This is a genomic window from Streptococcus mitis, assembly GCF_016658865.1.
GTDB lineage: Bacteria > Bacillota > Bacilli > Lactobacillales > Streptococcaceae > Streptococcus > Streptococcus mitis_BT.
This window is the reverse complement of sequence record NZ_CP067992.1, coordinates 937684-952544: the sequence shown is the minus strand read 5'-3', so window position 1 is coordinate 952544 and position 14861 is coordinate 937684. Positions and strand designations below refer to the sequence as shown.

Genomic DNA, 14861 nt, shown 5'->3' with positions numbered 1-14861 from the left:
CCTCATTTCAATTCTTCTGCTAGAACACTCATATTTTCTTCAAGATTTTCTAAATAAGTCTTGTCATTTTGCGGGTCTGCCTCTAAAGGATTTAGAGTTTTAAGACCTACACCTGTTGATTTGACAAGAGTTTCAGCTACTTTTGAAGAAGCGTTACTTTCTGTAAAAATTGTTTTAACCTTATAGGTTTTTACAAATTCCTGAATTTCTGTTAGTTGTCGTGGACTTGGTTCTTGTTCAGGAGAGATGCCTGCAATACCAAGTTGATTAAGTCCAAATCTCTTCGCTAGATAAGAAAAGGCCGTATGTTGTGTTACAAAGGTTTTCTGAGTCGCTTTTTCAAATTTAGGCTGGAATTTCTTAGTCAATTCTTGAGCTTTTTTGATAAAGGCTTGCGCATTTTTCTGGTAAGTTTCTTTGTGTTCACTATCAACCTCTGAAAGTTTATCAGCTATAATTTGGGCTTCTTCGCCAGCTTTTTCAGGATCTAACCAAGTATGAGGGTCATAAAGCGTTTTTTCATCAACACCATCACCCGCTTCCATATCTTCTAATCCTGGAACACGATCTAAGGTCATTCCTTCAGAAGCCTCTAAAACCTTAACTTTGGATTTTTTTAGATTTGGATCTAGACTTCCTGCCCAAGATTCGAGCGTATGCGAATGGTAAACAAAGACATCTGCATCATAGATGGCTGCGATATCATTTGCTGAAGGTTCAAAGGAGTGAATTCCACTACTTGACTGAATCATTCGTACATCATTCAAGTCACCAGATACTTCCCTGACCATGGCATAGATAGGATAAAAACTGGTCACAATTTTCATCCCTTTACCTGACTGGCTTTCCTTTTGGCCACAAGCAGCTAATACCAGAGCCAATACACTGGTCATCAATACTAAAATCGTCCTCTTTTTCACCATAACTCCTTAACTAGTGTTTAACCATTTAATTAACTAGTAAATAGTTTATCTTTATTTAGAAAATATGTCAAGAATTTTTACACAATTTCATAAAAAAGAGAACAGAATCCATATTCTGCTCCCTTTTTATCTCATATAATTGTTGTATAGTTACTTACTCTCCTTTAACAAGACTAATAGCTTTTCAGCTTCTGCCATAATAGTATTGTTGTCCTGAGAACCAAATAACAGGTTATTTTTTAATCCTGTGAGAGTTTCGTTGGCATTGAACTTAAGAATTGGATCCTTAATCTTTTTAAGTAACTCTTCCGCCTCTCTCAGTTTTTCTTCAACCTTTTCAGTTTCAACCTGATGTTCCTCTGGTTCCGATGGTGATTCTTCTAATTCCTCTGGTTCTTTTGGTTTTGGAGATTCTGCTTTCTCATTTTTCGGTTTTTCTTCGCGAGGTTTTTCCTCCTCAATTTTTTCTGTCTGAGGTTTCTCCTCTGTTGGTTTCTCTGTTTGATTGTTAGCAGCTTGACTATTGTGGTTTCTTTGAACATGGTCGCTCGCATTGCCCCAACCACTATCTGAATGCGGACGTTCGTTTGGATGTTCGACATAATACTTCACAGTTTCAAATAGCTCTTCTAAAGTATACCCCTTAGGTGCCTCATAAAGTCCTTCGTCAAACCACTCAAATTTGATGTTATGGTAATGGTCATAATGAGGTATAATCAAACTTCCATTTTTAACTTCCACAGTATGTTGGAGATTGTAAGGCATACGGTCAAGTGGTACCTTCTTAGCTGCTTTTACTCTATTGTAAATCGCTTCTGCTCCCTTAGCCTCAGTATTTCCTGAACTTTGATGATTTGTTGAAGGAGGAGTCAAACCTTTCTCTTTAGCATAAGCTTGACCTGATGCTCTTTCAGCTTCAGACAAACTTTCTTTCTTAATCCAATGACTGTGGCTCATATGCGGAGTTACATAGGCATCCCCCTCATCACTGGTAATATCACGTGGATCAAAGATATAGCCATCTTCTGTTGTATACTTGCCTGCCAACTTGGCTACTTGAATCTCATCATCTGTGTAAGCTATTTGTGCATTTGGTTTTCCTAAACGTTCTGGATGACGAATCGGCGCTAGAAAAGCAAGGATATCATCAACTAACTTGACCTTATCACTTGACTCATCGTTGAGACGTTCCAATAGTCTATCCAAAGCGTCAAAATCAGCTTGGCGCCCTTTATTGGAAATCAAATCTTGATGAACTGTTGCTAGTAAATCATAAACTTTGTTGTAAAATTTTTGATCAGCAGATGCAAGATTGGTTTTCTTAGCTCCTAACTCATGAGACAAACTTTCTTGTTTGGCAAGTTTATCATCAATGGCTGCAACAGTTTCTGCTGAAAGTTCCTTGGCAGAAATATAACGCGAAATTCCATTCTCTTCGAAGACATAACCATCAACCACCTTTCGAATCACCTGTTTTACCAATTTTCCATCAATTGGATTGCTTGGAGTTGGTTTAGGATTTGGTACAGGTTGTGGACTTGGTATTGGGGTAGGCTCTGGAGCAGGAATTGGTTTTGGAAGGCTTGGAGTCGGAATTGGTTTTAATTCTTTACCACCTGCAGTAGTATGATTTCCTTGATAATTTTCAGAAATCATTCTCGCAATCTTCTGCTCTAAATCAGACATTTGAGAATAAGGGATAAAGTGATAATGGTCTCCGTGAGGCACTGCAACACCATTCGTAGTTTTTCTTGTAATCTGCGCCGGATCAAAGACAAGCCCATCTGATTCCACATGTCGTTGGCTGAGTGGCAAGGCATAAAGCTGTTTCAAGAGACTGGATACGTCTTCACTCGGACTAGCTTGATAGCTATTATCCACTTGTGGGCTAACACTTGGAGTCCATCTTCTGGTATTTGTCTCAACATTGCTTTGATTTGTTTGTCCATATGAACTACTATTCGATGCCTCTGATGAGCTACTGTTAGAAGAATTTGTAGACGGACGATAGCCAACTGAGCTTGTTTGACTACCTTTTCCAGATAGGAAGGCTCGAGCAGCAGCTAATTCACTGGCAGACAAGTCACTCTTAGGAATATAATGGAAGTGATTACCATGAGGAACGATATAGGCATCTCCCGTATCTTCTATAATATCAGATGCATTAAAGATATAACCATCATCTGTTGTATAACGACCCTGAGCTCTGGCAGCGACTACCTCTTTATCGCTAGAACCACCTCCGTGATTACTACCGTGTTCCTGCTTCTGACGAGTAATTTCTTCTTTTGAGCGAACATTATCAGCATGTGCTGCATCCTTTAGATAGACATAATACTTACCATCTACCTTAATCACATAGCCACCCTTGATTTCATTGACAATATCTGAATCCTTCAACTGATAATTCGGATCTTTCATCAGCAGTTCTTCACTAATGATAGCATCATAAGGAACCTTGCCATTATAGTAATGATAATGGTCTCCATGAGAAGTCACATAACCTTGATCCGTAATCTTGATAACAATTTGCTCAGCATTAATACCTTCTTTTTTACTAACTTCATCAGGTGTTAAATTCTCTGCCTTTTGACTCGGTTGTTTACCATCAATGTAAGAAACACGGTTATTTTCTTTCACAGTTTGAGCCTGATGCAAACCTAGTTCATAAGCACAGACACTTAAAACAAGTGCAGCCGCAGACCCAGCTAGATATTTCTTATTGATTTTCATTCTTTCCTCTTTTCTTAACTCTATTTGATTCACCACAAATAATGAACCAGTTAATTAACTAGTTAATAGTTTACTCTTTTTAGTACTGCTTGTCAAGAATTTTTCGTATATACATAATAAAAATGAAAGCCTCTTTATCGAGACTCTCATTTTTCATTAGTTTGTTTTTTCCTTATTCACAGGTGAAGGATTACTTCCTTTTAGCAAAGCAAGTAATTTTTCTGCTTCTGCCATGATTCCATTATTATCCATGGTTTGCAGACTCAAGTTATTTCGTAAACCAGCTAGGGTTTCTGTCGCATTGCCTTTCAGACTAGCATCTGTTACTTTAGCAAGTAAAACTTCTGCTTCTTTAAGCTTGGCCTCTACTTTTTCAGTCTCTACTTGAGGAACTTCCGGCTCAGCAGGTGTTTCCTCTACTGGTTCTTCATCCGCTTTGAAGTTCTTATTTGGATCTTCACTATGGTCTTTCTTGCCTAAGACATGGTCGCTGGCATTTCCCCATCCATCATTAGAATGTGGACGTTCATTAGGATGTTCAACATAGTACTTAATCGTCGCAAATAAGTCTTCTAGAGTATAACCATTTGGAGCCTTGTATGAATGATCATCAAACCAAGCAAATTTAATGTTATGGTAATGATCCTTGTGAGGAATGATTAAATTACCATTTTTAACTTCTACTGTATGCTCAACCATGTATGGAAGTCGAACGAGTGGAATTCGTTTCTCACCTTTCACACGATTGTAAATAGCCGCTGCACTATCTCCAGTTGGATTTGCTTGAGCATCTGCGTCTGCTGACGGAGGTAAAATTCCTTTTTCTTTAGTATAAGATTGAGCCGCAGCTTTTTCCTTATCAGAAAGGCTATCTTTTCCAATCCAGTGACTATGGCCCATATGAGGTGTTACATAGGCATCTCCTTCATCACTGATAATATCATGTTCGTCAAAAATGTAACCATCTGACGTCGTATACTTATCAGCTAATTGAGCAATACGAACTTCGTTTTCGGTATATTCAATTTGAGAATTTGGTTTTCCAAGTCGCTCTGGGTGAGTAATTGGTGCTAGGAATGCCAATAAATCATCTACCAATTTTCCTTTATTAGAAGATTCATCATTCAAGCGTTCTGCTAATTTGTCTAAGGCTTGGAAATCAGAAACGCGACCTTTATTTTCAGACAAGGATTTATGAGCCTCGGCCAACAAATTATATGCTTTATCATAAAATTCTTGGTCGCGAGGTGGTACATTTTCTTTTTTAGCAGTTAAAGCGTGTGAAACACTCTCTTGTTTTGATAACTTGCTTTCCAGATTTTTAACAGTGTCAGATGGTAAATCTTTCGCAAAGACATAACGAGAGATGCCCTTTTCTTCGAATACATATCCTTCTCCAACTTTTCGTACCAGCTGACTAACCAAAGAAGAATTTGAGTCTATTTTAGGATTTGGAGTAGGAGCCGGCTTTACAATAGGTTTCAAAGGTTTTAAGGTAAGAGCTGGCAAAACAGGAGATGGAATTAAATTTGGAAGACTTGGATTCGGAATTGGTTTTAATTCTTTGCCACCTGCAGTAGTATGATTTCCTTGATAATTTTCAGAAATCATTCTTGCAATCTTCTGCTCTAAATCAGACATTTGAGAATAAGGGATAAAGTGATAATGGTCTCCGTGAGGCACTGCAACACCATTTGCAGTTTTTCTTGTAATCTGCGCCGGATCAAAGACAAGCCCATCTGATTCCACATGTCGTTGGCTAAGTGGCAAGGCATAAAGTTGTTTCAAGAGACTAGATACATCTTCACTTGGACTTGCTTGATAACTATTATCCACTTGTGGGCTAACACTTGGAGCCCATCTTCTAGTATTTGTCTCAACATTGCTTTGATTTGTTTGTCCATATGAACTACTATTTGATATCGCTGATGAGCTACTGATAGAAGAATTTGTAGACGGACGATACCCAACTGAGCTTGTTTGACTACCTTTACCAGATAAGAAGGCTCGGGCAGCAGCTAATTCACTGGCAGACAAGTCACTCTTAGGAATGTAATGGAAGTGATTGCCATGAGGAACGATATAAGCATCGCCCGTATCTTCGATGATGTCAGATGCATTAAAGATATAACCATCATCTGTTGTATAACGGCCCTGAGCTCTGGCAGCGACTACTGCTTTATCGCTAGAACCACCTCCGTGATTACTACCGTGTTCCTGCTTCTGACGAGTGATTTCTTCTTTTGTTCGAACATTATCAGCATGTGATGCGTCCGTTAGATAGACATAATACTTACCATCTACCTTAATCACATAGCCACCCTTGATTTCATTGACAATATCTGAATCCTTCAACTGATAATTCGGATCCTTCATCAGCAACTCTTCACTGATGATAGCGTCATAAGGAACCTTACCATTGTAATAATGATAGTGGTCCCCATGAGAAGTCACATAACCTTGGTCCGTAATCTTGATGACGATTTGCTCGGCATTAATACCTTCTTTTTTACTGACTTCATCAGGTGTCAAATTCTCTGCCTTTTGACTTGGTTGTTTACCATCGATGTATGAAACACGGTTATTTTCTTTTACAGTTTGGGCTTGATGCAAACCTAGTTCATAAGCACACACACTTAAAACAAGTGCAGCCGCAGACCCAGCTAGATATTTCTTATTGATTTTCATAATCTCCTCATTTCAATTCTTCTGCTAGAACACTCATATTGTCTTCTAGGTTTTCTAAATAAGTCTTGTCATTTTGTGGGTCTGCCTCTAAAGGATTTAGAGTTTTAAGACCTACACCTGTTGATTTGACAAGAGTTTCAGCTACTTTCGAAGAAGCATTACTTTCTGTAAAAATTGTTTTAACATTATAGGTTTTAACAAATTCCTGAATTTCTGTTAGTTGTCGCGGACTTGGTTCTTGTTCAGGAGAGATACCTGCAATACCAAGTTGATTGAGTCCAAATCGCTTCGCTAGATAAGAAAAGGCCGTATGTTGTGTTACAAAAGTCTTCTGACTCGCTTTTTCAAATTTAGGTTGGAATTTCTTAGTCAATTCTTGAGCTTTTTTGATAAAGGCTTGCGCATTTTTCTGGTAAGTTTCTTTATGCTCACTATCCACCTCTGAAAGTTTATCAGCGATAATCTGGGCTTCTTCTCCAGCTTTTTCAGGATCTAGCCATGTGTGAGGATCATAAAGCGTTTTTTCATCAACTCCATCACCTGCTTCCACATCTTCTAGACCAGGGACACGATCCAATGTCATTCCTTCTGAAGCCTCTAAAACCTTAACTTTGGACTTTTTTAGATTGGGATCCAGACTTCCTGCCCAAGATTCGAGCGTATGAGAATGGTAAACAAAGACGTCTGCATCATAGATGGCCGCAATATCATTCGCTGAAGGCTCAAAGGAGTGAATCCCACTACTTGACTGAATCATTCGAACATCATTCAAGTCACCAGATACTTCCTTGACCATAGCGTAGATAGGATAGAAACTGGTCACAATTTTCATCCCTTTCCCTGTCTGGCTTTCCTTTTGACCACAAGCAGCTAAACATAAAAGAAAGACACTTAACAACACTAAAAACAAATTTTGTTTCTTCATAAAAACTCCTTAACTAGTTATTTAACTAGTTAATATTCTACTCCGATTTTTTTTATTGTCAAGCTTTTTATGAACTAGTTAATAAAATTTCTGCTATTAAACTATAAAAAACCGGCTCTATAATATTTGTAGTGGGTAAATCCTCTATAGATATTATGGAGCCTATTTTTGTGTAGAAAAAAAGTCCCATATGACCTATAATGAAAAGCGACAAAACAACTCATTAGAAAGAATCATATGGAACAATTACATTTTATCACAAAACTGCTCGATATCAAAGACCCTAATATCCAATTTATGGATATCATCAATAGGGATACTCACAAAGAAATCATCGCTAAACTGGACTACGACTCTCCATCTTGTCCTGAGTGTGGAAGTCAAATGAAGAAATATGATTTTCAAAAACCGTCTAAGATTCCTTACCTCGAAACGACTGGTATGCCTACTAGAATCCTCCTTAGAAAACGCCGTTTTAAGTGCTATCAGTGCTCGAAAATAGCGGTCGCTGAGACTCCTCTAATAAAGAAAAATCATCAAATCCCTCGTATCATCAACCAAAAAATTGCTCAAAAGCTGATTGAAAAAACTTCTATGACCGATATTGCCCATCAGCTTTCCATTTCAACTTCAACTGTCATTCGAAAGCTCAATGATTTCAACTTTAAGCATGATTTTTCTCGTCTTCCTGAGATTATGTCTTGGGACGAGTATGCCTTCACTAAGGGAAAGATGAGTTTCATTGCGCAAGATTTTGATAATCTCAACATTATCACTGTTCTTGAAGGCAGAACACAAGCTATCATCCGAAATCACTTTCTGCGCTACGATAGAGCCGTTCGTTGTCAGGTGAAAATCATTACTATGGATATGTTTAGCCCCTACTACGATATTTCCAGAAAACTTTTTCCTAACGCTAAAATCGTTCTCGACCGCTTTCACATTGCCCAACATCTCAGCCGTGCTATGAGTCGTGTGCGTGTCCAAATTATGAATCAGTTTGAGCGAAAATCCCATGAATACAAGGCTATCAAGCGTTACTGGAAGCTCATTCAACAGGATAGTCGTAAATTGAGTGATAAACGTTTCTATCGCCCTACTTTTCGCATGCATCTAACCAACAAAGAGATTCTAGATAAGCTTTTGAGCTATTCAGAAGACTTGAAACACCACTACAATCTCTATCAGCTCTTACTTTTTCACTTCCAGAACAAGGAACCTGACAAATTCTTCGGACTTATTGAGGACAATCTAAAGCAGGTTCATCCTCTTTTTCACACTGTCTTTAAAACCTTCCTCAAGGACAAAGAAAAGATTGTCAATGCTCTTCAACTACCTTATTCTAATGCCAAATTAGAAGCGACTAATAATCTCATTAAACTTATCAAACGAAATGCATTTGGTTTTCGGAACTTTGAAAACTTCAAAAAACGGATTTTTATCGCTCTCAATATCAAAAAAGAAAGGACGAAATCCGTCCTTTCTAGATCTTAGCTTTTCTTCAACCCACTACAGTTGACAAAGAGCCAAAAAACCTTGCAACTTAGTTGCAAGGACTTTTCGATTAATCAAAGTTAACGTATTCTTTTTGAAGTTCAAGAACTTCTTCCATTGTTGAACACTCTGTAAGGGCACGGTTAGCGTACTCTTCCATCTTAGCAGTATCCAATTTCTTCATCAAGCTACGTGTACGAAGGACAGATGTTGCTGACATAGAGAACTCATCCAAGCCCATTCCGACAAGAAGTGGAACAGCTTTTTGGTCACCAGCCATCTCACCACACATACCAGCCCATTTACCTTCAGCGTGAGCTGCCTTGATAACGTTGTTGATCAAGCGAAGGATTGATGGGTTATATGGTTGGTAAAGATATGAAACTTGTTCGTTCATACGGTCTGCTGCCATTGAGTATTGGATCAAGTCGTTTGTACCAATTGACATGAAGTCTACTTCTTTTGCAAATTGGTCTGCAAGCATTGCTGCTGCAGGGATTTCAATCATGATACCAACTTGGATGTCATCCGCAACTGCAACACCTTCAGCAAGAAGGTTTGCTTTTTCTTCTTCATAAACTGCTTTGGCTGCACGGAATTCTTTCAAAAGGGCAACCATTGGGAACATGATACGCAATTGACCATGAACAGAAGCACGAAGAAGGGCACGGATTTGTGTACGGAACATTGCATCTCCAGTTTCAGAAATAGAGATACGAAGGGCACGGAATCCAAGGAATGGGTTCATTTCATGTGGCATATCGAAGTAAGGAAGTTCCTTATCTCCACCGATATCCATTGTACGAACAACCACTGGTTTACCATTCATTCCCTCAAGAACAGCCTTGTATGCTTCATACTGCTCATCTTCAGTTGGGAAGTCTTGAGAATCCATGTACAAGAACTCTGTACGGTAAAGTCCAACAGCTTCTGCACCGTTGTTGTTAACACCTTCAACGTCTTTTGGAGTACCGATGTTAGCAGCCAACTCGAAGTGTTTACCGTCAGCAGTCACTGTTTGAGCATCTTTCAAAAGTGCCCATTCAGCTTTTTGTTTAGCATAAGCTTCACCAGCTGCTTTAAATTCTGCCGCTTGTTCATCTGTTGGGTTGATAATCACTTCACCAGTAATTCCGTTAACGGCAAGGATATCACCGTCTTTCACTACTTCAGTGATGTTATTTGTTCCCAATACAGCTGCAATTTCAAGTGTACGTGCCATGATAGCTGAGTGGCTTGTACGTCCACCGATATTTGTTACAAAAGCTTTTACAAAGTTTTTGTCCAATTGAGCTGTATCAGATGGTGTCAAGTCATGGGCAATCACGATTACTTCTTCATTGATAGAAGCTGGGTTTGGCAATTTCTTACCAAGAAGGTTTGCCAATACACGTTTTGTCACGTCGCGGATATCCGCTGCACGTTCTTGCATATATGGGTTGTCTTCCATGCCTTCAAAGATAGTGATGAACATGTCAGTCACTTCTTTAAGACCTGCTTCTGCATTGACTTTCTTAGCACGGATTGTTTCTTTAATCTGACCAATCAATTCTGGGTCAGCAAGAACCATCAAATGAGCGTCAAAAACTTGAGCCGCTTCTTCACCAAGCGTACCTACAGCTTTCTCACGGATAAGAGAAAGCTCGTTTTGAGAAGCTTCAAGAGCTACATCCAAACGAGCCTCTTCTGCGTTTGTATCTTCGACTGAAACAGTCTCGAATGACAAATCCGGTTGAACGAGTAGATATGCTTTTGCAACTGCAACACCGTCAGATGCTGCGATTCCTTTAAGCATTTCTGTCATTTTCCTTATGCCAATCCTTCTTTTTCCATTGTTTCTGAGATTGCAGCGATAGCGTCATCTGCATCTGCACCTTCAGCTGAGATAGTTACGTCAGCACCTTGGCCAACACCAAGACTCATAACACCCATGATTGATTTAAGGTTAACTGATTTACCTTTGTACTCAAGAGTGATATCTGAAGCAAATTTGCTTGCAGTTTGTACCAACAATGTTGCTGGACGTGCGTGAATACCTGTTTCTGCCACTACGTGGAAATCTTTAGAAGCCATAGTTTGACTCTCCTTTTGTTCTTTCTTTTTTGAGTTATATGTGATAACCCTTACAATTTGGTATTATATCATCTTCTAGGATTTTTTTCAAGCATTTTATGGGATTTATTCGATTTCCTTTCAGATAACTTGCTGAAAATCTTCTATTCTAGATAACAAAACACAGGATATAGTTTTCCAAAAAACTACTTGTAGGATTATCATCACTATTTTACAAAGTAAACACTATATATTGTGTTTTGTGAGCTTAAGCATAAAAATAGACCACTATATTTAGTTTTAAATCATTGACAAAAATTTATTTTCTGATATACTAAGAAAGTAATCTATTTTGAAAGAGGAGTTACACAATGGTAACCGTTTATTCTAAAAACAACTGTGTCCAATGTAAGATGACTAAACGTTTCTTGGACAGTAATAATGTCGCTTATCGTGAAATCAATCTTGATGAGCAACCTGAGTACATCGATCAAGTTAAAGAGCTCGGTTTCAGCGCAGCTCCTGTTATCCAAACACCAACTGAAGTCTTTTCAGGTTTCCAACCAGGAAAACTGAAACAATTAGCATAATCTTAGTACATCATCCAGAAGAAACTGCTTCTAGGGCTAACTTAGAAGCCTTTCTTTTGTAATTAGATAAGGGAAATTTTATGGGATTAAAACATCTTGAAGACGTAACTTACTTCCGTCTCAATAACGAAATCAATCGTCCTATCAATGGACAAATCATGCTTCATAAAGATAAGGAAGCCTTGGATGCTTTCTTTAAAGAAAATGTAGTTCCAAACACTATGGTTTTTGATTCAATCAAGAATAAAATCAACTACCTCATTGAACACAACTACATTGAAACAGCCTTTATCAAGAAATACCGTCCAGAATTTTTGGAAGAATTGGCTCAATTTATCAAAGACCAAAACTTCCAATTCAAGTCTTTTATGGCAGCTTATAAATTTTACAATCAATATGCCTTGAAGACTAACGACGGTGAATATTATCTTGAAAGTATGGAAGACCGCGTCTTCTTTAACGCCCTTTATTTCGCTGATGGCAATGAAGCTGTTGCAATCGATATTGCCAATGAAATCATCCACCAACGCTACCAACCTGCTACTCCTTCCTTCTTGAATGCTGGACGTGCTCGCCGTGGGGAATTGGTATCATGTTTCCTGATCCAAGTAACTGATGATATGAACTCTATCGGACGTTCTATCAACTCAGCTCTTCAACTTTCACGTATTGGTGGTGGTGTAGGAATTACCCTCAGCAACCTTCGTGAAGCTGGCGCACCTATTAAAGGCTATGAAGGAGCTGCTTCTGGCGTCGTTCCAGTTATGAAACTTTTCGAAGATAGCTTCTCTTACTCTAACCAATTGGGTCAACGTCAAGGTGCTGGTGTTGTCTACCTCAACGTCTTCCACCCAGATATTATCGCCTTCCTTTCAACTAAGAAAGAAAACGCCGATGAAAAAGTTCGTGTCAAGACCCTTTCACTTGGTGTCGTGGTACCCGATAAATTCTACGAATTAGCACGTAAAAATGAAGAAATGTACCTCTTCAGCCCTTACTCAGTAGAACTTGAATACGGTGTGCCATTTAACTACATCGACATCACTGAAAAATACGATGAGCTAGTCGCAAATCCAAATATCCGCAAGACAAAAATCAAGGCGCGTGATTTGGAAACTGAAATCTCTAAATTGCAACAAGAATCTGGCTACCCTTATGTAGTCAACATTGATACGGCTAACCGTGCAAATCCTGTTGATGGTAAGATTATCATGAGTAACTTGTGTTCTGAGATTCTTCAAGTCCAAGAACCAAGCTTGATCAACGATGCTCAAGAATTCCTTCAAATGGGAACAGACGTTTCATGTAACCTTGGTTCAACCAACGTGGTTAACATGATGACCTCACCTGATTTTGGTCGTTCTATCCGTGCTATGGTTCGTGCCCTTACTTTCGTTACAGATAGTTCGCACATCGTAGCTGTTCCTACTATCGACCATGGAAATAGCCAAGCCCACACCTTTGGTCTCGGTGCCATGGGACTTCACAGCTACCTTGCCCAACAATTGATTGAATATGGATCGCCTGAGTCTGTTGAATTTACAAGCATCTACTTCATGCTCATGAACTACTGGACCTTGGTAGAATCAAACAATATCGCGCGTGAACGTGGTATCACCTTCCACAACTTTGAAAAATCAGACTATGCTAACGGAAGCTACTTTGACAAATATGTGACTGGCGAGTTTGTTCCAAAATCAGACCGTGTTAAAGAACTCTTCAAAGATGTCTTTATCCCAAGTGCTGCTGACTGGGCTGAACTTCGCGACAAGGTTCAAGCAGATGGTCTTTACCACCAAAACCGCCTTGCTGTAGCGCCAAATGGTTCTATCAGTTACATCAACGACGTTTCTGCTTCTATCCACCCGATTACGCAACGTATCGAAGAACGTCAAGAAAAGAAAATCGGTAAAATCTACTATCCTGCTGCTGGCTTGTCAACAGAAACCATTCCTTACTACACTTCTGCCTACGACATGGATATGCGTAAGGTGATTGATGTCTATGCTGCTGCAACTGAGCACGTGGACCAAGGACTTTCACTCACTCTCTTCATGCGTAGTGACATTCCAAAAGGTCTTTACGAATGGAAGAAGGAAAATAAGCAAACGACACGTGACTTGTCTATCCTTCGTAACTATGCCTTTAACAAGGGAATCAAGTCTATCTACTACGTCCGTACCTTTACAGATGATGGTGGAGAAGTCGGTGCTAACCAATGTGAAAGCTGTGTGATTTAATCTTTGCTTGAGAAAACTACTTTTTCTCAGATAAGTGATTCATTCACCCTGCTAAACTAGAATAAGCATCTATACTATGAAATAACAAAAAGTCGGGCTTCCGACTTTTTGTGCGATACTCCTCTAGAATTATGATAAAATAGAAGTAATTGTGAGTTCGCAATACTAAACACAGAAAGAGATTTCAAAATGGAAACTTACTACAAAGCCATTAACTGGAATGCCATCGAAGATGTCATCGACAAATCAACTTGGGAAAAACTGACGGAGCAATTCTGGCTTGATACACGTATTCCCTTGTCAAATGACTTGGATGACTGGAGAAAGCTATCAAATGTAGAAAAAGACTTGGTAGGAAAAGTCTTTGGTGGTTTAACACTTCTCGACACTATGCAATCTGAAACTGGGGTTCAAGCCCTTCGCGCGGACATCCGTACACCCCATGAGGAAGCTGTTTTCAATAACATCCAATTTATGGAATCTGTCCATGCAAAATCTTACTCATCAATCTTCTCTACCTTGAATACTAAGGCTGAGATTGAAGAAATTTTCGAATGGACCAATACCAATCCTTATCTACAAAAGAAGGCTGAAATCGTCAACGAAATCTACCTCAACGGTAGCCCACTTGAAAAGAAAGTTGCCAGTGTCTTCCTCGAAACCTTCCTCTTCTACTCTGGTTTCTTCACTCCCCTCTACTATCTTGGTAACAACAAACTAGCCAACGTCGCTGAAATCATCAAATTGATCATTCGTGATGAGTCTGTTCACGGAACCTACATTGGTTACAAATTCCAACTTGGTTTCAATGAATTGCCTGAAGAAGAGCAAGAAAAACTCAAAGAATGGATGTACGACCTGCTCTATACGCTTTACGAGAATGAAGAAGGTTATACAGAGAGTCTCTATGACGGTGTTGGTTGGACGGAGGAAGTTAAAACCTTCCTTCGCTACAATGCCAATAAAGCTCTCATGAACCTGGGACAAGATCCACTCTTCCCAGATTCAGCTGATGATGTCAACCCAATCGTTATGAACGGTATTTCAACAGGAACTTCCAACCACGACTTCTTCTCTCAAGTCGGAAATGGTTACCTCCTTGGTGAAGTTGAAGCCATGCAAGACGATGATTACAACTACGGTTTGAATTAATTCAATTATCCCAGAACTGATAACAAATATCATGGTTTGTTTAAAACAACCATGATATTTTTGT

General features: G+C 39.1%; 10 protein-coding genes. 4 read left to right on the top strand and 6 right to left on the bottom strand.

Features of this window, described 5'->3' with window-relative positions:
- Nucleotides 1-2 precede the first annotated feature (2 nt).
- The 4 genes from JJN14_RS04685 to adcAII form a co-directional block, all read right to left on the bottom strand.
- Nucleotides 3-923, bottom strand: a complete 921-nt coding sequence (locus JJN14_RS04685; RefSeq protein ID WP_416069291.1) for a metal ABC transporter substrate-binding protein — start codon at nucleotides 921-923, stop codon at nucleotides 3-5.
- 150 nt (nucleotides 924-1073) lie between these two features.
- Nucleotides 1074-3656, bottom strand: coding sequence for a pneumococcal-type histidine triad protein (locus JJN14_RS04680; protein ID WP_201059068.1), 2583 nt, complete (start codon nucleotides 3654-3656; stop codon nucleotides 1074-1076).
- A gap of 156 nt (nucleotides 3657-3812) precedes the next feature.
- Nucleotides 3813-6344, bottom strand: a complete 2532-nt coding sequence (locus JJN14_RS04675) for a pneumococcal-type histidine triad protein (RefSeq protein WP_201059067.1) — start codon at nucleotides 6342-6344, stop codon at nucleotides 3813-3815.
- 7 nt (nucleotides 6345-6351) lie between these two features.
- The gene (gene adcAII, locus JJN14_RS04670) at nucleotides 6352-7269 is read right to left on the bottom strand and encodes a zinc-binding lipoprotein AdcAII (RefSeq protein WP_201059066.1); all 918 of its coding nucleotides are present in this window, start codon (nucleotides 7267-7269) and stop codon (nucleotides 6352-6354) included.
- 237 nt (nucleotides 7270-7506) lie between these two features.
- Between adcAII and JJN14_RS04665 the strand changes: the two genes are divergently transcribed.
- The gene (locus JJN14_RS04665; RefSeq protein ID WP_201058285.1) at nucleotides 7507-8763 is read left to right on the top strand and encodes an ISL3 family transposase; all 1257 of its coding nucleotides are present in this window, start codon (nucleotides 7507-7509) and stop codon (nucleotides 8761-8763) included.
- Nucleotides 8764-8833: 70 nt separating this feature from the next.
- Here JJN14_RS04665 and ptsP read toward each other — a convergent pair whose 3' ends face one another.
- Both ptsP and JJN14_RS04655 read right to left on the bottom strand, forming a co-directional pair.
- Entirely contained in the window at nucleotides 8834-10567 is a 1734-nt protein-coding gene (gene ptsP / locus JJN14_RS04660; RefSeq protein WP_004241506.1) for a phosphoenolpyruvate--protein phosphotransferase, read from the bottom strand.
- A gap of 5 nt (nucleotides 10568-10572) precedes the next feature.
- The gene (locus tag JJN14_RS04655) at nucleotides 10573-10836 is read right to left on the bottom strand and encodes a phosphocarrier protein HPr (protein ID WP_000146947.1); all 264 of its coding nucleotides are present in this window, start codon (nucleotides 10834-10836) and stop codon (nucleotides 10573-10575) included.
- A gap of 350 nt (nucleotides 10837-11186) precedes the next feature.
- On the opposite strand from JJN14_RS04655, the gene nrdH reads away from it, so the two are divergent.
- The 3 genes from nrdH (at nucleotide 11187) to nrdF (ending at nucleotide 14797) form a co-directional block, all read left to right on the top strand.
- On the top strand, nucleotides 11187-11405 hold the full coding sequence (gene nrdH / locus JJN14_RS04650) for a glutaredoxin-like protein NrdH (protein ID WP_000259240.1): 219 nt from the start codon (nucleotides 11187-11189) through the stop codon (nucleotides 11403-11405).
- An 80-nt stretch (nucleotides 11406-11485) separates the two neighbouring features.
- Entirely contained in the window at nucleotides 11486-13645 is a 2160-nt protein-coding gene (gene nrdE / locus JJN14_RS04645; protein ID WP_201059065.1) for a class 1b ribonucleoside-diphosphate reductase subunit alpha, read from the top strand.
- 189 nt (nucleotides 13646-13834) lie between these two features.
- Complete coding sequence (gene nrdF / locus JJN14_RS04640; protein WP_004262458.1) at nucleotides 13835-14797, top strand: class 1b ribonucleoside-diphosphate reductase subunit beta; 963 nt, start codon at nucleotides 13835-13837, stop codon at nucleotides 14795-14797.
- Nucleotides 14798-14861: the final 64 nt, after the last annotated feature.

What these genes read in the sequence shown, in the direction of transcription:
- adcAII (WP_201059066.1), bottom strand. Translation starts at nt 7,269, where the DNA reads ATGAAGAAACAAAATTTGTTTTTAGTGTTGTTAAGTGTCTTTCTTTTA.
- JJN14_RS04655 (WP_000146947.1), bottom strand. Translation starts at nt 10,836, where the DNA reads ATGGCTTCTAAAGATTTCCACGTAGTGGCAGAAACAGGTATTCACGCA.
- nrdE (WP_201059065.1), top strand. Translation starts at nt 11,486, where the DNA reads ATGGGATTAAAACATCTTGAAGACGTAACTTACTTCCGTCTCAATAAC.
- ptsP (WP_004241506.1), bottom strand. Translation starts at nt 10,567, where the DNA reads ATGACAGAAATGCTTAAAGGAATCGCAGCATCTGACGGTGTTGCAGTT.
- JJN14_RS04680 (WP_201059068.1), bottom strand. Translation starts at nt 3,656, where the DNA reads ATGAAAATCAATAAGAAATATCTAGCTGGGTCTGCGGCTGCACTTGTT.
- JJN14_RS04665 (WP_201058285.1), top strand. Translation starts at nt 7,507, where the DNA reads ATGGAACAATTACATTTTATCACAAAACTGCTCGATATCAAAGACCCT.
- nrdF (WP_004262458.1), top strand. Translation starts at nt 13,835, where the DNA reads ATGGAAACTTACTACAAAGCCATTAACTGGAATGCCATCGAAGATGTC.
- nrdH (WP_000259240.1), top strand. Translation starts at nt 11,187, where the DNA reads ATGGTAACCGTTTATTCTAAAAACAACTGTGTCCAATGTAAGATGACT.
- JJN14_RS04685 (WP_416069291.1), bottom strand. Translation starts at nt 923, where the DNA reads ATGGTGAAAAAGAGGACGATTTTAGTATTGATGACCAGTGTATTGGCT.
- JJN14_RS04675 (WP_201059067.1), bottom strand. Translation starts at nt 6,344, where the DNA reads ATGAAAATCAATAAGAAATATCTAGCTGGGTCTGCGGCTGCACTTGTT.